Genomic DNA, 21634 nt, shown 5'->3' on the forward strand with positions numbered 1-21634 from the left:
AATATAATGAGGAACCCTATGAAACAATGGGTTCTTCTTTTTGTTGGCTATAAATTTCTTGAGAGAAATGTTATGTCACAGTTTCTAAAACTTCTAATAAATAATTATTAAAAAGCTATAATTTTTTAGAAAACAGCCTTTTTGTTATACTAGAATCTAAGAAAACTAACCAGATTATTAAATTATGGACGGATGTGATACATATGACAATGAGTATGACTGGCTATGGAAGAGATACTATTCAACTTGATAACACAACAATAACGGTTGAGATTAGAACAGTTAATAACCGTTTTTTAGATTTCAATCCAAAAATTCCTCGAACTTTATTGTTTTTAGAAGATCGAATCAAAAAGCTAGTGCAATCCTTCTTCCATAGAGGTAGAGTGGAGGTTTATGTAGCATTTGAAGGGGAAAGTTTCACTCAGAAAACGCTGCGTACTGACTGGGACTTGATGGATCAATACTTTAATGAATTAAGTGAGGCAAAAAATAGATATCAATTGGCAGGTGAAATACCAGTAGAATTGCTAACAGCGATACCCGACTTATTCATATTACAGGAAAGTGAGAATCAGCCTACAGAATTACAGGATACGATCATGGAAAGTATCCACCGTACTTGTGAACAAGTTATGGTCCGAAGAGCAAAGGAAGGAGAATTTTTATCGAATGATATCAAAGAACGAGTAAAATCTATTCGAAGTATGGTATTATTATTAGAAGGGCGAAGAAATGAAGTCATAGAAGAATATCGATTGCGAATAAAAACAAGAATTGATGAGTATGTTGATGACTCTGTAAAGGTTGACTCTAATCGCATTCATCAGGAAATTGCACTCCTTGCAGAGAAGGGAGATATTTCAGAAGAAATCACAAGACTTCTAAGTCATATAGACCATTTTAATGAACTTATGAACACGAAGGAACCAATTGGAAGAAGATTGGATTTCATCTTACAAGAAATGCATCGTGAGGCAAATACAATTGGATCCAAATCTACAGATAGCCAAATAGGCGAATGGTCGGTTTCATTAAAAAGTGATATAGAAAAGATTAAAGAGCAAATACAAAATATTGAATAATATCGTTGTATTTTTTCTATTTTATTTTTTATAATGGATATACAAATTAACAGGAAGTGTTCATTAATAGAGAGATATAATATAAGGGGGAGCTAATGTGGGCTTACAATTAATAAATATAGGATTTGGAAATGTAGTTTCTGCAAATAGGGTGATTTCCATTGTTTCACCAGAATCTGCTCCAATAAAACGTATTATCACCGTGGCAAGAGACAACAATAAATTAGTAGATGCTACATATGGCCGACGGACAAGGGCAGTTATCATCACTGATAGCGACCATGTCATATTATCAGCGGTTCAACCTGAAACGGTTGGTCAACGTGTGTTAAGTCATGATGAAATAACCGATGAATAATATGATCGGTAGCATTTTTCATATATTTAGGAGGAAACATTTTGATTGAAGAAAAAGGTATTTTATTTATTCTTTCCGGTCCATCTGGAGTAGGGAAAGGTACCGTAAGAAAAGAACTTTTTGACCGGAAGACAGATTTAAAATATTCGATATCCATGACAACGAGAGACATGCGTCCAGGTGAACAGAATGGAATCGACTATTTTTATAAGTCAAATGAAGAGTTTGAATCGCTCATTGAACAAAATAAACTGTTAGAATACGCTAAATTTGTTAATAATTATTATGGGACGCCAAGGGAATATGTCGAACAAACCCTGGCTGATGGATATGACGTATTTTTAGAGATCGAGGTTCAAGGTGCATTACAAGTAAAAGAGAATTTCCCTGAAGGTGTATTTATCTTTTTATTTCCGCCTAGTTTAGAAGAATTGAAAAACCGGATTGTTAATCGAGGTACGGAATCAGAAGAATTAATTCTTAATCGCCTAAAGGAAGCACGTAAAGAAATTGAATTAATGGATGCTTATGATTATGTCGTTGTGAATGATGATGTAGATAATGCAGTAACCAAAATACAATCGATCATACAGAGTGAACATTGCAAGCGGGAACGTATTGCAAAGCAATATAAGAAAATATTGGAGGATGATATCCTATGATGTTAGAACCATCAATTGATAAGCTACAAGAAATTATTAAATCAAAGTATTCATTAGTTACTTTATCTGCAAAAAGAGCTAGACAGCTTCGTGAGGTAAATAATCTTAAGATAGAAAATCCGAAATCAGATAAGTTTGTTGGAATGGCGCTTGAAGAAATTCAGGCTGGTGAGTTAATATTAGAAGAGAATAATTAAACATATTCCCCCCCTTGCACATCAAAGATGCGAGGGGGGTACTTTTTCTTTAAGATGTTTTCTAAATGATTGTTGTTTTTCCGAGTAATGATTCTTCATAAGTAATTGAAATATACTGCTACATAACCGCAATGGTGACTTACGCTCCGGTAATGCGAAAAGGGTACATTTAAAAAAATATATGAAATAAATCGACATGATTAGATTCTATTCGAATTTATGGTATAACTTAGTTAGAGTAAAAGTGAACGTGTTAGAGAGGAGTCCTAATGATGTTACAGAATAAAAAAATCGTATTAGGTGTTTCAGGTGGTATTGCAGCATATAAAGCTTGTGCTTTAACGAGTAAACTAACACAACAAGGGGCAATAGTAAAGGTAATTATGACAGAAAGTGCGGAGCAATTCGTATCCCCATTAACCTTTCAAGCACTATCGCGAAATCCAGTGTACACAGATACGTTCGATGAAAAAGACCCCGAAAAAATTGCTCACATTGATTTAGCAGATTGGGCAGATATCATAATAATTGCTCCCGCAACGGCGAATATAATAGGTAAAATGGCAAGTGGGGTAGCTGATGACATGTTAACAACGACATTACTTGCTACAAAAGCTGCGATATATATTGCACCTGCAATGAATGTAAATATGTATGATCATCCTGCGGTTGTCAATAACATGAAACAATTAGAAGCATGGGGCTATCATTTTATAGAGCCCGGAGCTGGTTATTTAGCCTGTGGCTGGATAGGTAAAGGAAGATTGGAAGAACCGGAGAGTATCATTGATGCGGTACGCAAACATCAATCAAGATCAGAATTATTAGCAGGTAAAAAAATATTAATTTCTGCTGGACCGACCCGTGAAAGAATCGATCCCGTCCGTTTTTTTACCAATCGGTCATCTGGGAAAATGGGCTATTCTCTGGCTGAGGTTGCGGCAAATATGGGGGCAGATGTTACATTAGTATCTGGACCTGTTGCATTAGAAACGCATAATCGTCGGATTAATCGAATTAACATCACCTCTGCAGAAGAAATGTACCATGTCATGAAGGAGCAATTTGTTCACCATGATATCATTATCAAGTCTGCTGCTGTTGCTGATTATCGTCCTAAAATTACCTACGACGAAAAAATGAAAAAACAAACAGGAGAACTACATATCGAAATGGAGCGAACTAAAGATATTCTTCAAGCACTTGGTGAAATGAAAACAGATCAATTTTTGGTTGGGTTTGCTGCTGAAACGACCACACCATTAGAATATGGGGTGAAGAAGCTTCAAAAGAAAAACCTAGACGCCATTGTAATTAATAATGTGAATATGGTAGGGGCGGGTTTTGAAGGAGATACAAATGTTGCAACATATGTCAACAAACAACTACAACAAGAGGAAATTCAATTAGCATCCAAGCATGATGTAGCCCAAAAAATATTAACCTTTATCGCACGGGATATGAAGGATGGTTTCAGTGAATATAGCTAAAGTAATTGTTGATGTGCCAGCTAAAGAAATTAATCAGACATTTGACTATCAAATACCTGATAGGTTCCAAGAAATTTTATCTATTGGTATGCGAGTGATTGTGCCTTTCGGTCCTCGAAAGATATCTGGTTTTGTCGTTGGAAAATCAACAAATTCTTCCTTTGATAAATTAAAAGAAATTATCGATGTATTAGATCTTACTCCGGTACTAACAAATGAATTATTACAGTTAGGAAAATGGGTTGCTGAGGATACACTTACATTATATATCACTGCCTATCAGGCAATGTTGCCACAAGTCTTAAAATCACAATATAAAAAAGAATTAATTCGGGAGGAACATGTCCAACTTCCTATGGAGCTGGAGCACCTTTTTGCTGGAAGAGATATTATTACCTATGAAGAATTTGAACACTCCACTGCCCGATATTCCCAATTGCAAAAAGCAATTCAGTCTGGAGATATTCGAGTGGATTATATTGTTAAATCAAAGATTACAAAAAAGCAATTAACCATGATACGTCCTGCCAAGGAAGCACATCTATTAGAAGAAGCATATGCGGAAATACCAAAAAAAGCTTCGAAACAGCGGGAAATAGTAGCTTATTTTATACAGAATCCTGAGGCAATTGAACAGGGCAAATTACTAAAAATGTTAGGAACATCAAGGTCAACTCTAAAACCGTTACTAGATAGCTCCTTATTGAGGACATACAAAGCGGAAGTATATCGAAATCCCTATAATGATGCTGATTTTGAAAAAACTTCACCATTGCAATTAACTGATCAACAAAAACAGGCTATTACTCCAATTCAAAATGACATCGCGAATGAAAAGCACAATGTCGTTCTTTTACACGGTATTACAGGTAGTGGAAAAACAGAGATCTATCTACAAGCTATTCAAGATGTAATTCAAAAAGGGAAAGAAGCTATTGTACTCGTTCCAGAAATAGCGTTAACTCCACAAATGGTAAAACGTTTTAAAGGTAGATTCGGTTCTAAAGTAGCTGTTATGCATAGTGCCTTATCAAGCGGTGAGAAATATGATGAATGGCGAAAAATTCAACGAAAAGAAGTGCAAGTTGTTGTAGGTGCTAGATCAGCAATATTTGCACCCTTCGAAAATATTGGTATTATCATAATCGATGAAGAACATGAAACAACATATAAGCAAGAAGATCAACCACGCTACCATGCAAGAGATATTGCGATTAAACGTGGTCAATATTATCATTGTCCAGTTGTGCTGGGTAGCGCTACACCGACGTTAGAGTCTTTTGCACGTGCCCAAAAAGGGGTGTATCATTTAGCCACGTTAAATAAACGAACAAATAATCAGGACATGCCAGAGGTTAACATAGTAGATATGCGTGAAGAATTACATGCAGGTAACCGTACGATGTTTTCTAGGTCCCTGATGAAAAAAATGGAGGAAGCTATTGGTCGCGGGGAGCAAGTAGTATTATTATTGAATCGCCGTGGCTACTCTACTTTTGTAATGTGTAGAGATTGTGGTCATGTTACCGAGTGCCCACATTGTGATATTGCATTAACCTATCATAAAAATAGCAATCAATTAAAATGTCATTATTGCTCCTATGAAGAAAAAATGCCAACAGAGTGCCCATCCTGTACGAGTGATTTAATTCGTTATTTTGGAACAGGGACACAACGAGTAGAAGAGGCATTAACACAGTTGCTACCAGAAGCACGCGTAATACGGATGGACGTGGATACGACTAGAAGAAAAGGGGCACATGAAAAACTATTAAAGCAGTTCGCCGAAAAGCAGGCAGATATTTTATTAGGGACGCAAATGATTGCCAAAGGACTTGACTTTGAAAATGTCACATTAGTAGGGGTATTAACAGCTGATTCCATGTTGCACCTACCAGATTTTAGATCAAGCGAGAAAACATTTCAATTACTAACTCAAGTTAGTGGACGTGCAGGTAGACATGAATTAAAAGGAGAAGTAGTGGTACAAACGTATACTCCGGATCATTATAGTATAGAACTTGCTAGTAAGTATGATTTTGATCAATTTTTCCAACATGAAATGAAAATGCGAAAAACGTTTCATTATCCACCATATTACTTTTTAGCACTCATAACTGTTTCTCATACAAATCAAGTAAAAGTCGTACAAGTTACACAACAAATTGTTCATTTATTACTACAACGAATCCAGCAAGAGACGGTTGTATTAGGACCAACCCCGTCCCCGATAACACGTATGAAAGATAGATATCGGTATCAGTGCATGATAAAATATAAAAATGAACCACAAATACGTGCATATATTCGAGAAATAACGGAACAGTTCAGAGATGATGTTCGCAAAAATAATTTATTAATAACAGTTGATATGCAACCGTATCACTTAATGTAGAAAGAAGGTAAATGATGAAACGAATCGTTTTTATGGGAACACCAGATTTTTCGGTGCCCGTTTTGCAAATGTTGACAGCTTCAGATTATGAAGTTGTATTAGTCGTAACACAGCCTGATCGTCCAAAGGGGAGAAAAAAAGTATTAACACCTCCCCCAGTAAAAGTAGAGGCAGAAAAGCATAATATACCTATTTTTCAACCAGAGAAATTAAAAAATGATTATCAAACGATTCTTGATTATGATCCCGATATAATAGTTACAGCAGCATATGGACAATTGCTACCGAATGAATTATTGGAAACACCTCCATTTGGTTGTATTAATGTTCATGCATCATTACTACCAGAACTACGCGGTGGGGCACCAATTCATTATGCAATTATGCAAGGGAAAAAAGAAACAGGAATTACGATTATGTATATGGTTGAGAAACTAGATGCAGGTGACATACTCACCCAGCGAAGTATACTCATCGAGGGCGATGACCATGTTGGAAGTATGCACGATAAACTTTCCGTCTTAGGGGCAGAATTGTTACAAGAGACATTACCAAACTTGTTTGCAGGTAGTATTACGCCACGCAAACAGGATGAAGAAAAAGCCACGTTCGCATCCAATATTAAAAGGGATCAAGAGAGAATCGATTGGAATAAGTCGAATGAAACTATTTATAACCAAATTAGAGGTCTCCACCCATGGCCAGTTGCATTCACAACATATGAAGGTAAGGTCATGAAAATATGGTGGGGAGAATTGGATCACAGTGGCTATACTGGTAACCCTGGTGAGATCGTAAATAAAATCAATGATGAAGCATTTGTCGTAGTTTGCGGGAATAAAAAAGGATTAAAAGTAACCGAGATCCAGCCTGCTGGTAAGAAAAGAATGACAGTGAAACAGTTTTTACAGGGATCAAGCGATCGCATTAAAATAGGATCAAAAATGGGTGATTAGCGTGGAAAAATATGTACTTCGAAATACAATTATTGACTTGTTATTACGAATTGAACAGGATAGCGGCTACAGTCACTTACTTATTGATCATGAAATCAAAAAAAATCATGTATCACCTAAAGACGAAGGTCTTTTAACTGAAATTGTGTATGGGACGATTAACCGTAAAATTACATTAGATTATTATATGAATCATTTTATAAATAAAAAGAAGAAGATGGAACCATGGGTGAGGATGCTACTACGAATGTCTTTGTATCAAATGATATTCTTAGATAAAGTTCCTGACCATGCAATTATCCATGAAGCTGTAGAAATTGCTAAACGTAGAGGACATAAAGGGATATCTTCGCTCGTGAATGGTGTACTAAGGAATGTGCAACGTAATGGGGTTCCAAGCACATCTGAAATCAAAGATAATGTAGAGCGACTAGCTATTGAGACAAGTCATCCGACATGGCTTGTTAAACGGTGGATCAACTATTATGGTTATGAAACAACGAAGGAAATGTGCGAAGCTAATTTAAACCATCGGGCTACATCTGTTCGTATACAACCTTTAAGAATTTCTCGAAAAGAAGCTATGGAAGAGTTGGAAAAACAGGGCTTTGAAGTTAGACCTTCCATTTTTTCAGAACAAGGTATCATTATTGATAAAGGAAATATTATAAAATCCTACTTATTCCAGGAAGGTTATCTAACAATTCAAGATCAAAGCTCAATGCTCGTTGGAGAAATGCTGCAACCGAACCCTGGTATGCACATTTTAGATGCTTGTAGTGCTCCAGGTGGTAAAGTTACACATATCGCAGAGAAAATGCAGAATAAAGGCTGGATAGATGCACATGATCTACATGCAAAGAAAATTAAATTAATCGATAAGAAAGCATCTGAACTTCAGTTAACCATCATTGATGCCAAAAAAGCGGATGCAAGAAACTTACATGAAACTTATCGACCAGACACATTTGACCGTATATTGGTTGATGCACCTTGCTCTGGTCTTGGGGTAATCCGTGGAAAGCCTGATATCAAATATAATAAAGAAGAAGCAGATATTACTAAATTAGCGACAATCCAGCTAGCAATTTTAAACAGTGTTGCACCATTACTAAAAGAAGAAGGTAAATTAATGTACAGTACTTGTACAGTGGACCCGGAAGAAAATGAGCATGTCGTTAAGCAATTTCTGCATCAAAATAATCAGTATATAGTTGATAGTAAACTATTTGACGAAATACCTGAGAGCTTAAAAGATTCATTAGGGGTTTCGGAATATGGGGTTCAATTATTTCCTCAATCATTTCAAACAGATGGTTTCTTTTTAACTCGTTTGATAAAAAGAGTATCACCTTCTTAAGACTTCTTTCACATCGTTTGTTACAATTTTGGTATAAACAGTGAAGCAACAGCAAGGTGTTTCCACTCTGTTAGACCTTCGTTCGCGAGATTGCAGAAAGGGTAGTGTATTTCCGTAGCGATTTTCGGAGCTGAGTGAAACACGGACTAAAAAGCTGTTATATTTTATGATAATATACAAAATAATACCTTTTTGTGTATAATCTGATATTCTTATAGAGAATTTTGTGCAATACTTATAATATAAAATTAGTGCTGGTTTTAAAAAGGGGTGGAAGAATGAAGGGACATTTTTTAAGTGACCGGGGTAAGGTAAGAAATCATAATGAAGATTCAGGTGGTATCTTTTATAATGATAAAGGTCAATTATTGGCAATCATTGCTGATGGAATGGGTGGCCATCAAGCTGGAGATGTAGCAAGTGAAATGGCAACTACATTTATTGAAGAAAAATGGCGACAAAGCAATCCATTAACTTCACCAGAGCAAGTAGAAGAATGGATGGAGCAAATACTTAAAGAGATGAATGAAACTATTCATAAGCATTCAATTGAAAAAGAAGAATGTCAAGGGATGGGGACTACCGTTGTTGTAGCTATTTGCACGGAAGAATTTATTACGATTTCCCATATAGGTGATAGTCGATGTTATTTGTATGATGAAAATGGTTTTAACCAAATAACAGAAGATCATTCATTAGTAAATGCACTTGTTCAATCTGGACAAATATCCAAAGAAGAAGCAAAAGATCACCCTCGAAAAAACGTAGTTCTAAAAGCATTAGGAACGGAAGCAAATGTGGAATCTGATATACAAACAGTAAGTTGGGAAGATGGAGATAAGCTACTGTTATGCTCAGATGGGTTATCAGATAAGGTATTAGACAGCGAACTGGCTGATTATATGAAAGATTTATCGGTAGGAATGGAGGAAGTCAGTCAAAAATTGGTTGATCTAGCAAATGATCGTGGTGGGGAAGATAATGTTACATTAATTATTATTGAACATGAAGCGTCTGTGAAAGTAGGTGAAGATTGATGTTAAAAGGTCACCTATTACATGATCGTTACCGAATTAAAGATACAATCGGTGGCGGGGGAATGGCAGATGTTTATCTGGCTAAAGATATTATTTTGGACAGAGATGTAGCCATCAAAGTATTACGTTTGGAATATGCAAATGATGAAGAATTTATAGCCCGTTTTGACAGAGAAGCGCAATCAGCGACAAGTTTATCCCATCCAAATATCGTAAATATTTATGATGTAGGCGAAGAAGAACAGATTTTGTTTATGGTTATGGAATATGTTGATGGAATGACATTAAAAGAATACATACAACGATACGGTCCAATCGATGTACCAGAAGCGATAGATATTATGAAGCAAATCACTTCTGCCATTTCTCATGCCCATGAAAACGGGATCGTACATCGAGATATTAAACCGCAAAATATATTAATGGATACATATGGACATATAAAGGTTACAGATTTTGGGATTGCTGTAGCATTAAGTGCGACTTCATTAACACAAACAAATTCCATATTAGGATCGGTCCACTACTTATCACCTGAACAGGCAAGAGGTGGCTTAGCTACAAAGAAATCTGATATCTATTCACTAGGTATCGTATTTTTTGAATTATTAACTGGACGCTTGCCTTTTTCAGGACAATCTCCTGTATCTATTGCATTAAAGCATTTGCAGAGTGATACGCCATCTGTAAGACGTTTTAACCAGGAGGTCCCACAGAGTGTTGAGAATATTGTATTGCAGGCAACCTCTAAGGATCCGTTTCATCGATTTAGTACCGTCTATGAAATGGAGGCTAGTTTAGAAACGGCATTAGATCCGAACAAATTAAATGAAGAAAGGTACACACCACCATCAGAAGTTGGTGAAGAAACAAAGGCTATACCAATTATTACAGATAACCAACTACTAAATCACGAACATCAGGATACAATTGTTCATCAATCAAATGGAGAAACTAAAAATGTTGCTGCTGGACAATCAGAATCGATTAATCAGGACAAAAAGCCAAAGAAGAAAAAGCAGAAAAAGCAGCGTAAGAAGAAATGGGTCGTCCTATCCATTATATTATTTGTTCTTTTGGCGTCTGGGATTGCTGCGTTGTTTGTCATTCCTGGCATGATGAAACCAAAAGAAGTTACCATTCCAGATGTTATTGAAATGGAATATGATGATGCGGAAGATCGATTAAAAGAAGAAAATTTACAGGTTGAATCCGAATCCGTTTATTCCGAAGAAATAGAAGAAGGATTAGTCATCAAAACTGACCCAAAAGCAGGAAGGAAAGTTGTAGAGAATTCAACGGTTACTGTATTTGTAAGTCAAGGAAAGAAAAAAGAGGTTTTTGATGATTATGTCGGTAGAGATTACAGTCAAGTTAAACGACTGTTAGAGCAAAAAGGATATGGTGAAGTTATAGAATATAAGGAACATTCTGATCGACCAGAAGGTGAAATTATTGCTCAGGTACAACCGGCACCTGACGAAGAAGTCGTTCCTGGTGAAACAACTGTAATATTTGAAGTCAGTATTGGACCAGAATTAGTAAAACTAAATAATTTAAAAGGTCTTACTGAGGCAGAAGCAAAGGATTATTTAGAGTCTGAAGGCTTAAAAATGAATAAACTAGAAGAAAATTCTGAGGATGTTTCTGAGGGACAAGTCATTAGACATAATCCAAGCACAAATGATGAAATTGAAAAAGGGACTACAGTTGATGTCTATATTTCAATGGGGCCAGAAGAAATACCGCCTAAATCAACTACAGTTTACTTTACGGTTACTTATAAACAGCCTGAAGCAGATGATGGTGAGGGTGACCAAGATAATCAAGATCCTAAAGAGCAAACGGTATTAATTTACATTGATGATATGGAACATAATCTGGATGAAGTATATATTCAAGATACAATTTTAGAAGATACGGAATATCGAGTACCGTTGTTAATTGCCCCAGGTTCGTCAGCAACCTATCGGGTTACCCGTGATGGGGAAGAAATTTATAACAAGACAATACCTTTTGAAGAGGGAGATTAGATGGTAGAAGGTAGAATTATCAAAGCGCTAAGTGGTTTCTATTACGTTCAAACGACAGATGGTGTTTATCAATGTAAAGGAAGAGGCGTTTTTCGCAAAAAAAAAATAACGCCTCTAGTAGGTGATTTTGTTACATTTGATATCGACGACAATAATGAAGGTTATATTACTCAAGTAAAACCAAGGACAACGGAATTAGTGCGTCCACCAATAGCAAATATTAACCAAGCCATAATTGTTAGTTCTGCCACGATGCCGGAATTTAGTACTACATTATTAGATCGTTTTCTTGTGTTAATTGAGGCAAAAGGGTTAAAACCTATCATATTTATTACGAAAATTGATGCAATAGACGAAGTTACACGAGAAAATATAAATAACTATAAAAAAGAATATGAATCCATAGGTTATACGGTAGAGTTATTTTCAGCAAAAAAACCTACAGAATTAGAAAAAATGAAGCAATATTTTTCTAGTTCTGTATCGGTTATTGCCGGCCAATCTGGAGTCGGTAAGTCATCATTATTAAATGTGTTAAATCCACAATTATTACTTAAGACAGCAGATATTTCTAAAAGTTTAGGTAGGGGTAAACACACAACTCGACATGTTGAACTAATGGAAGTGGGTGGTGGTCTAGTTGCAGATACACCAGGATTTAGTGCACTTGATTTTGATGAATTAGAGCTAGCAGAATTACCGCATTGCTTCCCTGAAATGAGAGAGCGAAGTGATGAATGTAAATTTCGAGGTTGTATGCATTTAAAAGAACCAAAATGTGCTGTGAAACAAGCAGTAGAAAGTGGTGACATAGCTTCCTATAGGTATGATCATTACGTTAGTTTTGCAGACGAAATTCAATCAAGAAAGCCGAGGTATTAAACAATGACAAAAATTGCGCCTTCTATATTATCTGCCGATTTTGCTAAACTTGGACAAGAAATTCAGGATGTGGAAAAAGGAGGGGCCGAGTACATTCATGTTGATGTGATGGACGGCCACTTTGTCCCAAATATTACAATTGGACCTTTGATTGTTGAGGCAATTAGACCAGTTACGGATTTACCATTAGATGTACATTTAATGATAGAGAATCCAGATGCTTATATTCAAACCTTTGCTGATGCTGGTGCTTCTATCATTTCCGTTCACCAGGAAGCAAGTGTACATTTGCATCGAACCATCCAGCTTATTAAACAGGCTGGTGTAAAAGCCGGAGTAGTTATTAATCCAGCCACACCAGCAGAGCTGATCCAAGAGGTATTACCAGATGTTGATCTTGTATTGGTTATGACCGTTAACCCAGGTTTTGGTGGACAATCATTTATACATCATACCGTGAATAAAATAAAGAAAATTGCTAAATGGCGTGAGGAAAAAGGGTTATCCTTTGAAATTGAAGTAGATGGTGGGGTTAATACAAAAACTGCGAAATTATGTACAGAAGCCGGTGCAGATGTTCTTGTTGCGGGTAGTGCTGTATTTAATCAAGAGGATAGAAGAAAAGCTATTCAAAATATATTAGAAGCAACAAATTAATGGAGTAGTAGATATGAAAACGATTGGAATCGTAGGAAACGGACCTACCAATATATTACCGAATTTATCATTGTATAAATATAACGTAGATTATTGGATTGGAGCTGATCGTGGTGCTGTAACATTACTGGAACAGAATATAGCATTAGATCTAGCGGTTGGGGATTTTGATTCTGTAACTAGTCAGGAGAAAAGTAAAATCCAACAATATGCAGGGTTGTTTCAGGAATATGCTATTGAAAAAGATGAAACAGACATAGAAATAGCATTACGAAAAGCATTTAAGCTTAATCCGGATAAAATAATCTTGTTTGCTGTAACAGGAGGAAGGTTGGATCATACGTTAGCAAATATTCAACTACTGAAAACGATAATAACAAAAGATATTGAAGCAGTAATAATAGATCAACAGAATAAAATTGAACTAACATTGCCGGGAAGTTATATCGTTCATAACGATCACGAATACCCTAATCTTTCTTTTATTCCAGTGACAGAGCAGGTGAAAGGTTTAACATTGACAGACTTTTACTATCCGCTAACTGACGCAACCATCTGTTATGGAAGTACGCTATCGATTTCAAACAAGCTTCTTTTAAATAATGGTACTTTTTCGTATAAGGAAGGCATACTATTATTTATAAAGAGTCGTGATTTATAATCAAACGATTCACAATGTAGCTTTGTTTGTATATGGAGGAGGGCGAACTCATGAAATTTTATACTATTAAACTCCCAAGATTTCTCGGTGGATTTGTTCGTGTCGTGATCGGTGTATTTAAAAAAGATAAGTAAAGAAGATTCATGCTTTTGTCAATTTGTATTGACAGAAGCTCTTTTTTTTGGAAGTTGATAATGTTAGAGACAATGAAAAAAGCACCCATACTGTTGGGTGCTTTTAACTAATGCGTTCATTCAGGTATATTATACGCGCTCAACTTTACCTGATTTTAGGGCGCGTGCAGAAACATAAACACGTTTAGGTTTTCCATCTACCATAATACGAACTTTTTGCACATTAGCTTTCCAATTACGTTTGTTGGAATTCATAGCGTGAGAACGTTGGTTTCCACTGCGAGTTTTACGTCCAGTTACAACACATTTTCTTGCCATGGTAATCCCTCCTACTCTAACAAAAGTCAATTTCATACTTATATAATTTATCATAACTAGAGAATAAATGCAATATATGTATAAAGAAAAATATCTTGACAGATTACAATGAATCGTTCATTGTAATAAGGGGCAAATTAGATTCCAAGGTAGTATGGGTATGGTTTCTTTCATAATTGTTAAGCTTGTAGTAAAATAAACATATGATAAAAGTATTAAAGGAGGATCATAATGTCCATAGAACTTAATACAAATGATGGTCAGGTAACAATTACAAATGAAGTGATTGCTACAATAGCAGGTGGGGCAGCTGTAGAATGCTACGGTATAGTAGGAATGGCTTCAAAAAGTCAAATCCGTGATGGTATTGCTGAAATTCTAAGAAAAGAAAACTTTTCTCGTGGAGTAGTTGTAAGGCAAGAAAACAATCATCTGCATGTTGATATGTATATTATTGTTAGCTATGGTACGAAAATATCAGAAGTAGCACATAATGTTCAATCACAAGTTAAATATACATTAAACAAATCATTAGGATTAGCAATTGATTCAGTAAACATATACATACAAGGTGTACGCGTAGCAAAAGATTAACATTGCTTACAAGAGTTAAGAGGAGGAAGTATAGTGACGGTTCAAAAGTTAGACGGCATAACTTTTTCACAAATGGTACTCTCTGGAGCTCACCATTTAACGAATAATGCCAAAAAAATTGATGCATTAAATGTATTTCCAGTACCTGATGGTGATACAGGGACAAATATGAATTTGTCCATGACGTCTGGTGCAAATGAAGTGAAGAAAAATAAAAGTGATAATATATCTGAAGTAGCTCAAAGCTTTTCCAAAGGTCTTTTAATGGGAGCAAGAGGAAACTCTGGTGTAATTCTATCACAAATATTTCGCGGGTTTGCAAAGGGCATGGATAACAAAGCAACATTAACTTCTAAAGATTTGGCTGCGGCATTTGAAAATGGCGTACAAACGGCTTATAAGGCAGTGATGAAGCCTGTGGAAGGTACGATTTTAACCGTAGCAAAAGATGCAGCAAAAGAAGCTGTTGAAGCTTCCAAAAAGGAAAATGATATTATCGTATTAATGGAACAAGTTTTGGCAGAAGCGAAAGCATCTTTGAAACGTACACCAGACCTACTTCCAGTACTAAAGGAAGTAGGGGTGGTTGATTCGGGTGGACAAGGCCTTGTAACCGTTTATGAAGGTTTTCTTGCTGTATTAAAAGGGGAAGAGCTGCCTGAAAGTATAGATACAGTTGAAATGGAAGAAATGGTTAATGCCGAGCATCATAAGTCTGCTCAAGATTTTATGGACACTTCAGAAATTGAATTTGGGTATTGTACAGAATTTATGGTTAAATTCGAAGAAGAAAAAACTCAGGAAAATCCATTCGATGAAGATTCTTTTCGAAATGAATTAAGCGAACATGGTGACTCCTTACTTGTTGTATCGGATGAAGAAATTGTAAAGGTCCATGTACACGCGGAATACCCTGGTAATGTATTATCGATTGGTCAACGTTACGGTAGTCTAATCAACATGAAAATCGAAAATATGCGTGAGCAACATACTGCTATTGTCGGAGATAAAGAAGAAGTGAAAGCTCCTAAAGAAAAAGTACCTTTTGCTATTGTTACGGTTGCAATGGGATCTGGGTTAAAAACACTGTTTGAAAGCCTTGGCGCGTCAATCGTTATCGAAGGTGGACAAACAATGAACCCGAGTACCCAGGATATTGCAGATGCAGTAGAAAAAGCTAATGCAAGAAATGTGCTTATTCTACCTAATAATAAAAATATTATTATGGCAGCAGAACAAGCTGCAGATCTTTCTGAGGATAATGTAGAAGTTGTCCCTACGAAAACAATCCCACAGGGAATCAGTGCTTTATTAGCATTTCATCCAGAGGAAAACATTACGAAAAATAAAATGAATATGGATGAGGCAAGCTCCCATGTGAAAACTGGTCAAATTACGTATGCTGTTCGTGATACGCAGATCGAAGGTATTACGATTGAAAATGGTAACTTTATGGGACTTGCAGATGGTAAAATTGTTGCAACTCATCAAGATAAAACAGAGACAGTTAAACGATTGTTAGCAGAATTGATTACAGAAGACGATGAAATATTGACTATCTTACAAGGTGAAGATGTAACAGACAAGGAAGTAGAAGAACTTGTGGCATTTGTCGAAGATACCTATGAAGATGTTGAAATTGAAGTTCATAATGGTAATCAACCAATTTACTCTTATATCTTTTCTGTTGAATAAAATATAAAATATAATCAAAAGTCGCCTTCCGGTGTATGGAAGGCGACTTTCTTTATACCCCTATTATTTTTATAACAAAGTCAAAAATGAATAGACTTGATATAACCAGTAAGGTAGCTGGTAATTCTTTTCGTTTACCTAGCGCCATTTTAACAATTGGATAGGCAATAAAACCAAATGCCATCCCGTCTGCTATGCTATAGGTGAAAGGTATCATAACAACGATTAAAAATGCAGGTATCGCTTCTGAGATATTATCTAATGGTATATGACGAATGTTTTGAGCCATTAAGAATCCTACGATAATCAATATTGGACTAATTGCTGTGCTTGGTATCATCGTAATCCAAGGGATAATGAATATCGTTGCTAAGAACAACATACTAGCAGTTATTGCCGCAATTCCAGTGCGCCCTTTTGATGCTATAACTGCAGCGTTTTCTGCTGCAGACACTGTTGGTGATGTTCCAAGAAAGGCACAAGTAAGCGTTGAAAAGGCGGTTACTCGATATCCGCTTGTATAACTATCATTTCGATCAAGCATATGAAGTTGACCATGTAACAATCCCATATTCTCAAAGATCAAAATCATTGCCAATGGAAATACGGCTAACCAAAATGATAATTCACCAATTGCGGTAAAAGCAGGGATAAACAATACTTCACTAGCTTGTAATTCAATAGCACTACTACCTGTTTCCACAATACCAAACATGTATGCAATTATTGTTCCACCAATCATGGTGATCAGAAAGTTTGCTGGAATATTTTTAACGAATAAAAATATCGCCAAAAACAATGTCAATATACTCACAATAATCGTTGGCGAAGTAAAGTCACCAATAGCTATAATTGTGCTATCTCCACTTACAACTAGCCCACTTTTTTCTAAGCCAATCAATATTAGGAAAAAGCCTAGCCCAACTGTAATCGCATGCTTTAATGAATTTGGAATTGCTTCTTTCAAGATTAAACCAAGCTTTGTAAAAGCAGTAATAATAAAAATAGCTGCAGCAATGAAAACAACTGCTAATCCCTCTTGAAATGTAAACCCATTACCCTGTATGATAGAATATGCAAACAGAGCATTAATACCCATTCCAGGAATGAGAATTAAAGGTAATTTACTTATTAACCCCATTAGTAAGGTTCCAAGAAAGCTAGCTAATATTGTTGCAATCATACCTGCTTCTAACGCTATACCTGCTTCACCGAGAATAGAACCATTAACAACGACGATATAAACGGTAGTTAAATAACCAATTAAACCGGCAATGAAGTCGTTGCGCAAGTTTTCTCGAGTATCAAGCTTTGAATTCTGGTTGTTAAAAAGCATGTAATCTCCTCAAATATAATACTTCCCTCTCCCACCCGATTATTTATCTATAATCCACAAATGATTATTATAGATGTTTTTGTTATAATTTACAATAGGTGTTTTAACTATACAATACAGGCGGTGAAGAATATGAAATATAATTCCGTTTTTGACATTATTGGACCGGTCATGATTGGACCATCTAGTTCACATACAGCTGGAGCAGCAAGAATAGGATTAGCAGCACGTAATTTATTTGGAAAAGAACCAACGTGGGCACGCATTCATTTATATGGATCTTTTGCTAAAACGTATAAAGGTCATGGTACAGACTTTGCATTAGCTGGAGGATTACTAGGTTTCGAGACAGATGACCTACGTATGAGTAAAGCGTTAGATATTGCAAAAGAACGAGATTTAGAGATTGAATTTATAGAAGACAGTGCAAAAACCGATCATCCGAACACGGCAAGACTAATTATCGGTAATGATACGGAAAGTATGGAATTAGTTGGTAAATCTATAGGTGGTGGGAAGGTAGAAGTTACAGAGTTAAATGGTTTTGAACTGCGATTATCTGGTAACCATCCTGCTATTTTAATCATGCATAATGATAGATTTGGAGCGATTGCTTCTGTTACGAAAATATTAGCAAAGCATGAAATAAATATCGGCCACATGGAAGTAAATCGTAAAGATGTTGGTAAGGAAGCATTAATGGTTATGGAAGTAGACCAGAATGTAGATGATAATATATTAAAAGAATTAGAGAATGCCGATCATATCATACAAATATCAAAGATTGTAAGCTAACTAGAGAGGAGTTTTCATATGTTTCGAACCGTTGCGGAATTAGTAGATATAGCAGAAAAAGAACAAATTTCCATTTCAGAAGTAATGATACGTCAAGAGATGGACGTGAAAAATAGATCACGAGAAGAAGTTTATTCAGATATGGAAAAGAACTTAGAAGTAATGGAACAAGCGATTGAGGATAGTTTAAAAGGTGTACAGTCTGTAACAGGGTTAACAGGTGGCGATGCAGTAAAAATCCAGACGTATATGAAAGAAAAAACACCATTATCTGGTGATTTATTACTGGATGCTGTGAGCAAGGCCATGGGAACAAACGAAGTTAATGCAGCCATGGGAACAATTTGTGCAACACCTACTGCTGGAAGTGCTGGCGTTGTTCCGGGAACACTTTTTGCTGTGAAAAATCAGTTACATCCTACTCGTGAGCAAATGATTCGTTATTTATTCACTTCTGGAGCATTTGGGTTTGTAGTCGCAAATAACGCCTTTATTTCTGGTGCTGCAGGTGGATGCCAAGCAGAAGTAGGTTCAGCCGGAGCGATGGCTTCAGCAGCTATTGTGGAAATGGCTGGGGGTACTCCGCAGCAATCATCTGAAGCATTTGCTATGACATTAAAAAATATGCTAGGGCTTGTTTGTGATCCAGTGGCTGGCCTTGTTGAAGTACCATGTGTGAAACGAAATGCTGCTGGTTCATCCCTTGCCATCGTCTCTGCGGATCTAGCGTTAGCTGGAGTAACAAGTAGAATTCCGTGTGACGAGGTAATTGGTGCAATGTATCGTATTGGACAGCAAATGCCTTCAAGCTTACGTGAAACAGGTGAAGGTGGACTAGCTGACACGCCAACAGGACGACTACTCAAAGAAAAAATATTTGGTTTGTCCGTATAGAAAGAGTGATTTTATATGCTAAGTGAAGATGTAACAAATATTAAAGGAATTGGAGAAAAGCTTGCTGAAGATTTAAGTGGTATGGGTATTCATACGATTGAAGACCTAATCTTTTATTTTCCTTATAGATATGATGTGTTTGAAATAAAACCTCTTAGCGAATTAATTCATGATGATAAAGTTTCTATTGAGGGAAGGGTATTAAATGTCCCTTCTCTTTCCTATTTTGGAAAGAAAAAATCAAGGTTAATGTTTAATGTGGAGGTAGAAAACATTGTTGTAAAAGCGGTAATGTTTAATCGAGCTTTTGCAAAAAAACAATTACAAGTTGGGGACATTGTAACATTAACTGGTAAATGGGATGCACATCGGTTACAAATTACGGTAAGTAACTATAAAAAAGGCGCAGCGGAAAACCATGCAAATATTCAGTCGATCTATTCTGTAAAAGGTGATGTAACAAATATAAAGTTAAAAAAGGCAATACAGACTGCTATTCATAGTTATGGAGAACAGATAACGGAATTGTTACCTTCAAATTATTTAACTACGTACAAACTACCAAGTAGGTATGAAGCGATAAGAACAATGCATTTACCTTCCGATCGACAAGCATTGAAACATGCACGTAGAAGGTTCACCTATGAGGAATTTTTGCTGTTTCAATTAAAAGTACAACTTTTGAGGAAACTAAAAAGAGAAGCATCAAAAGGAAATGCTCAGCATTATAATGATGAAAAAGTTCAGAAGTTTATTAGTCAATTTCCATTTAATTTAACTGGTGCACAGGAGAAATCACTAAAACAAATTTTAGCAGATATGAAATCACCATATCGAATGAATAGACTACTTCAAGGTGATGTTGGCTCAGGAAAAACGGCAGTAGCAGCTATCGCACTTTATGCTACTATTACAGCTCATAAACAAGGAGCATTAATGGTTCCTACAGAGATCTTAGCAGAACAGCATTATCAGTCCTTAACGGAATTATTTGGTGATCGGGCACGTATTGTTTTGTTGACTGGATCGACAAAAGGTAAGAAAAGAAAGGAAATGCTAGAATCAATCAATAACAATGAAGTACATATCGTTGTCGGAACACATGCACTAATTCAAGATGATGTATTTTTTCGGGATTTAGGGTTAGTGATTGTAGATGAGCAACATCGTTTTGGGGTCGAACAAAGGCGCACTTTACGAAATAAAGGGTTGCATCCTGATGTCCTCTTTATGACTGCAACACCTATTCCTCGAACTTTAGCCATCACTGCTTTTGGTGATATGGATGTTTCTGTTATAGACGAAATGCCTGCCGGAAGAAAAGAAATTGAAACATATTGGACGAAGGCTAATACTTTTGATCGGATTCTGCAATTTATTGAAAAAAGAATTCAAGAAGGAGAACAAGCTTATGTAATTTGTCCACTTATTGAAGAATCGGACAAGCTAGATATTCAAGATGCAGTAGATCTTTATCATCAACTAGAAGAATATTATGATTCAACTATATGTGTAGGACTTATGCATGGTAGGTTAAGTACCGACGAAAAAGACGAAGTAATGCAGCAATACGCCAAAAATGAAGTACAAATCTTAGTTTCGACTACCGTTGTTGAGGTTGGCGTAAATGTTCCAAACGCAACGATCATGGTTATTTATGATGCAGAACGGTTTGGGCTTTCCCAATTACATCAGCTTAGAGGAAGGGTAGGACGTGGAGATAAGCAGAGCTATTGTATTTTAATCGCTGACCCAAAAGGTGAAGTAGGTAAAGAAAGAATGCGCATTATGACAGAAACAAATAATGGATTTGAATTAGCTGAACAAGATTTGAAATTACGTGGTCCAGGGGACTTCTTTGGAAAAAAACAGAGTGGAGTACCTGATTTTAAAGTGGCAGATATGATACATGATTATCGTGCATTAGAAACAGCCCGTCATGATGCAGAAATAATTATTGAAAAGAATTTATTAGAATTGGATCCAGCATATAAGCAATTAAGGGTTTACATTGAAAAAGAAGGAGTTTACTCCAAGAAACTTGATTAAATCCATACTTGCATAAATGAATGTGGTATTATATATTACTATTAGG

The 21634-nt window shown here is 36.1% G+C and carries 21 protein-coding genes; 19 read left to right on the top strand and 2 right to left on the bottom strand.

Translation table 11 applies throughout. The features are described 5' to 3' along the window. The first annotated feature begins 203 nt into the window (after positions 1-203). From ACFSTA_RS05745 to spoVM, 14 genes are all read left to right on the top strand, one after another. Positions 204-1085 (top strand): YicC/YloC family endoribonuclease, encoded by an 882-nt coding sequence (locus ACFSTA_RS05745; RefSeq protein WP_377555622.1) that lies wholly within the window; start codon positions 204-206, stop codon positions 1083-1085. A 97-nt stretch (positions 1086-1182) separates the two neighbouring features. Next, positions 1183-1443, top strand: a complete 261-nt coding sequence (gene remA, locus ACFSTA_RS05750; RefSeq protein WP_377555624.1) for an extracellular matrix/biofilm regulator RemA — start codon at positions 1183-1185, stop codon at positions 1441-1443. Positions 1444-1484: 41 nt separating this feature from the next. Next, entirely contained in the window at positions 1485-2105 is a 621-nt protein-coding gene (gmk, locus tag ACFSTA_RS05755; RefSeq protein ID WP_377555625.1) for a guanylate kinase, read from the top strand. Continuing rightward, positions 2102-2302, top strand: a complete 201-nt coding sequence (rpoZ, locus tag ACFSTA_RS05760) for a DNA-directed RNA polymerase subunit omega (RefSeq protein ID WP_377555626.1) — start codon at positions 2102-2104, stop codon at positions 2300-2302. The genes gmk and rpoZ overlap by 4 nt, the downstream gene beginning before the upstream one ends. A gap of 272 nt (positions 2303-2574) precedes the next feature. Further along, positions 2575-3792, top strand: coding sequence for a bifunctional phosphopantothenoylcysteine decarboxylase/phosphopantothenate--cysteine ligase CoaBC (coaBC, locus tag ACFSTA_RS05765; RefSeq protein WP_377555627.1), 1218 nt, complete (start codon positions 2575-2577; stop codon positions 3790-3792). Continuing rightward, positions 3779-6187, top strand: a complete 2409-nt coding sequence (gene priA, locus ACFSTA_RS05770; RefSeq protein ID WP_377555628.1) for a primosomal protein N' — start codon at positions 3779-3781, stop codon at positions 6185-6187. The genes coaBC and priA overlap by 14 nt, the downstream gene beginning before the upstream one ends. Positions 6188-6201: 14 nt before the next feature. Continuing rightward, positions 6202-7143, top strand: coding sequence for a methionyl-tRNA formyltransferase (gene fmt, locus ACFSTA_RS05775; RefSeq protein WP_377555629.1), 942 nt, complete (start codon positions 6202-6204; stop codon positions 7141-7143). A gap of 1 nt (position 7144) precedes the next feature. Then, entirely contained in the window at positions 7145-8503 is a 1359-nt protein-coding gene (gene rsmB, locus ACFSTA_RS05780; RefSeq protein ID WP_377555630.1) for a 16S rRNA (cytosine(967)-C(5))-methyltransferase RsmB, read from the top strand. Positions 8504-8781: 278 nt separating this feature from the next. Continuing rightward, positions 8782-9540: a Stp1/IreP family PP2C-type Ser/Thr phosphatase gene (locus ACFSTA_RS05785; RefSeq protein ID WP_377555631.1), complete on the top strand. Its 759-nt coding sequence runs from the start codon at positions 8782-8784 to the stop codon at positions 9538-9540. After that, a complete protein-coding gene (pknB, locus tag ACFSTA_RS05790) occupies positions 9540-11573 on the top strand; it encodes a Stk1 family PASTA domain-containing Ser/Thr kinase (RefSeq protein WP_377555632.1) in 2034 nt (677 codons plus the stop codon). The genes ACFSTA_RS05785 and pknB overlap by 1 nt, the downstream gene beginning before the upstream one ends. Continuing rightward, entirely contained in the window at positions 11574-12455 is an 882-nt protein-coding gene (rsgA, locus tag ACFSTA_RS05795) for a ribosome small subunit-dependent GTPase A (protein ID WP_377555633.1), read from the top strand. A gap of 3 nt (positions 12456-12458) precedes the next feature. Then, a complete protein-coding gene (rpe, locus tag ACFSTA_RS05800; RefSeq protein ID WP_377555634.1) occupies positions 12459-13112 on the top strand; it encodes a ribulose-phosphate 3-epimerase in 654 nt (217 codons plus the stop codon). 13 nt (positions 13113-13125) lie between these two features. Beyond that, on the top strand, positions 13126-13773 hold the full coding sequence (locus tag ACFSTA_RS05805) for a thiamine diphosphokinase (RefSeq protein ID WP_377555635.1): 648 nt from the start codon (positions 13126-13128) through the stop codon (positions 13771-13773). A 50-nt stretch (positions 13774-13823) separates the two neighbouring features. Beyond that, on the top strand, positions 13824-13907 hold the full coding sequence (gene spoVM / locus ACFSTA_RS05810) for a stage V sporulation protein SpoVM (RefSeq protein WP_155669575.1): 84 nt from the start codon (positions 13824-13826) through the stop codon (positions 13905-13907). 129 nt (positions 13908-14036) lie between these two features. Here spoVM and rpmB read toward each other — a convergent pair whose 3' ends face one another. After that, positions 14037-14225 (bottom strand): 50S ribosomal protein L28, encoded by a 189-nt coding sequence (gene rpmB, locus ACFSTA_RS05815; protein WP_072886868.1) that lies wholly within the window; start codon positions 14223-14225, stop codon positions 14037-14039. 231 nt (positions 14226-14456) lie between these two features. Between rpmB and ACFSTA_RS05820 the strand changes: the two genes are divergently transcribed. Then, on the top strand, positions 14457-14819 hold the full coding sequence (locus ACFSTA_RS05820) for an Asp23/Gls24 family envelope stress response protein (RefSeq protein ID WP_377555636.1): 363 nt from the start codon (positions 14457-14459) through the stop codon (positions 14817-14819). A gap of 33 nt (positions 14820-14852) precedes the next feature. Continuing rightward, the gene (locus ACFSTA_RS05825; protein WP_377555637.1) at positions 14853-16514 is read left to right on the top strand and encodes a DAK2 domain-containing protein; all 1662 of its coding nucleotides are present in this window, start codon (positions 14853-14855) and stop codon (positions 16512-16514) included. A 52-nt stretch (positions 16515-16566) separates the two neighbouring features. On the opposite strand, the gene ACFSTA_RS05830 is transcribed toward ACFSTA_RS05825, so the two are convergent. Further along, positions 16567-17850 (bottom strand): NCS2 family permease, encoded by a 1284-nt coding sequence (locus ACFSTA_RS05830; RefSeq protein WP_377555638.1) that lies wholly within the window; start codon positions 17848-17850, stop codon positions 16567-16569. A 132-nt stretch (positions 17851-17982) separates the two neighbouring features. Here ACFSTA_RS05830 and sdaAB point away from each other — a divergent pair, with 132 nt between their 5' ends. The 3 genes from sdaAB to recG are packed head-to-tail and all read left to right on the top strand — an operon-like array spanning position 17983 to position 21588. After that, positions 17983-18645 (top strand): L-serine ammonia-lyase, iron-sulfur-dependent subunit beta, encoded by a 663-nt coding sequence (gene sdaAB / locus ACFSTA_RS05835; RefSeq protein ID WP_377555639.1) that lies wholly within the window; start codon positions 17983-17985, stop codon positions 18643-18645. An 18-nt stretch (positions 18646-18663) separates the two neighbouring features. Further along, positions 18664-19539 (top strand): L-serine ammonia-lyase, iron-sulfur-dependent, subunit alpha, encoded by an 876-nt coding sequence (gene sdaAA, locus ACFSTA_RS05840; RefSeq protein WP_377555641.1) that lies wholly within the window; start codon positions 18664-18666, stop codon positions 19537-19539. Between the two features lie 15 nt (positions 19540-19554). Continuing rightward, positions 19555-21588, top strand: a complete 2034-nt coding sequence (recG, locus tag ACFSTA_RS05845; protein ID WP_377555642.1) for an ATP-dependent DNA helicase RecG — start codon at positions 19555-19557, stop codon at positions 21586-21588. Positions 21589-21634 lie beyond the last annotated feature (46 nt).

The organism is Ornithinibacillus salinisoli (assembly GCF_042684965.1).
Classification (GTDB): domain Bacteria; phylum Bacillota; class Bacilli; order Bacillales; family Amphibacillaceae; genus Ornithinibacillus; species Ornithinibacillus salinisoli.

Excerpts from the sequence above, each read along its gene's own strand:
- ACFSTA_RS05745 (WP_377555622.1), top strand. The coding sequence starts at position 204 with ATGACAATGAGTATGACTGGCTATGGAAGAGATACTATTCAACTTGAT.
- rpoZ (WP_377555626.1), top strand. The coding sequence starts at position 2,102 with ATGATGTTAGAACCATCAATTGATAAGCTACAAGAAATTATTAAATCA.
- coaBC (WP_377555627.1), top strand. The coding sequence starts at position 2,575 with ATGTTACAGAATAAAAAAATCGTATTAGGTGTTTCAGGTGGTATTGCA.
- fmt (WP_377555629.1), top strand. The coding sequence starts at position 6,202 with ATGAAACGAATCGTTTTTATGGGAACACCAGATTTTTCGGTGCCCGTT.
- ACFSTA_RS05785 (WP_377555631.1), top strand. The coding sequence starts at position 8,782 with ATGAAGGGACATTTTTTAAGTGACCGGGGTAAGGTAAGAAATCATAAT.
- pknB (WP_377555632.1), top strand. The coding sequence starts at position 9,540 with ATGTTAAAAGGTCACCTATTACATGATCGTTACCGAATTAAAGATACA.
- rsgA (WP_377555633.1), top strand. The coding sequence starts at position 11,574 with ATGGTAGAAGGTAGAATTATCAAAGCGCTAAGTGGTTTCTATTACGTT.
- rpe (WP_377555634.1), top strand. The coding sequence starts at position 12,459 with ATGACAAAAATTGCGCCTTCTATATTATCTGCCGATTTTGCTAAACTT.
- ACFSTA_RS05805 (WP_377555635.1), top strand. The coding sequence starts at position 13,126 with ATGAAAACGATTGGAATCGTAGGAAACGGACCTACCAATATATTACCG.
- spoVM (WP_155669575.1), top strand. The coding sequence starts at position 13,824 with ATGAAATTTTATACTATTAAACTCCCAAGATTTCTCGGTGGATTTGTT.
- rpmB (WP_072886868.1), bottom strand. The coding sequence starts at position 14,225 with ATGGCAAGAAAATGTGTTGTAACTGGACGTAAAACTCGCAGTGGAAAC.
- ACFSTA_RS05820 (WP_377555636.1), top strand. The coding sequence starts at position 14,457 with ATGTCCATAGAACTTAATACAAATGATGGTCAGGTAACAATTACAAAT.
- ACFSTA_RS05830 (WP_377555638.1), bottom strand. The coding sequence starts at position 17,850 with ATGCTTTTTAACAACCAGAATTCAAAGCTTGATACTCGAGAAAACTTG.
- sdaAB (WP_377555639.1), top strand. The coding sequence starts at position 17,983 with ATGAAATATAATTCCGTTTTTGACATTATTGGACCGGTCATGATTGGA.
- sdaAA (WP_377555641.1), top strand. The coding sequence starts at position 18,664 with ATGTTTCGAACCGTTGCGGAATTAGTAGATATAGCAGAAAAAGAACAA.
- recG (WP_377555642.1), top strand. The coding sequence starts at position 19,555 with ATGCTAAGTGAAGATGTAACAAATATTAAAGGAATTGGAGAAAAGCTT.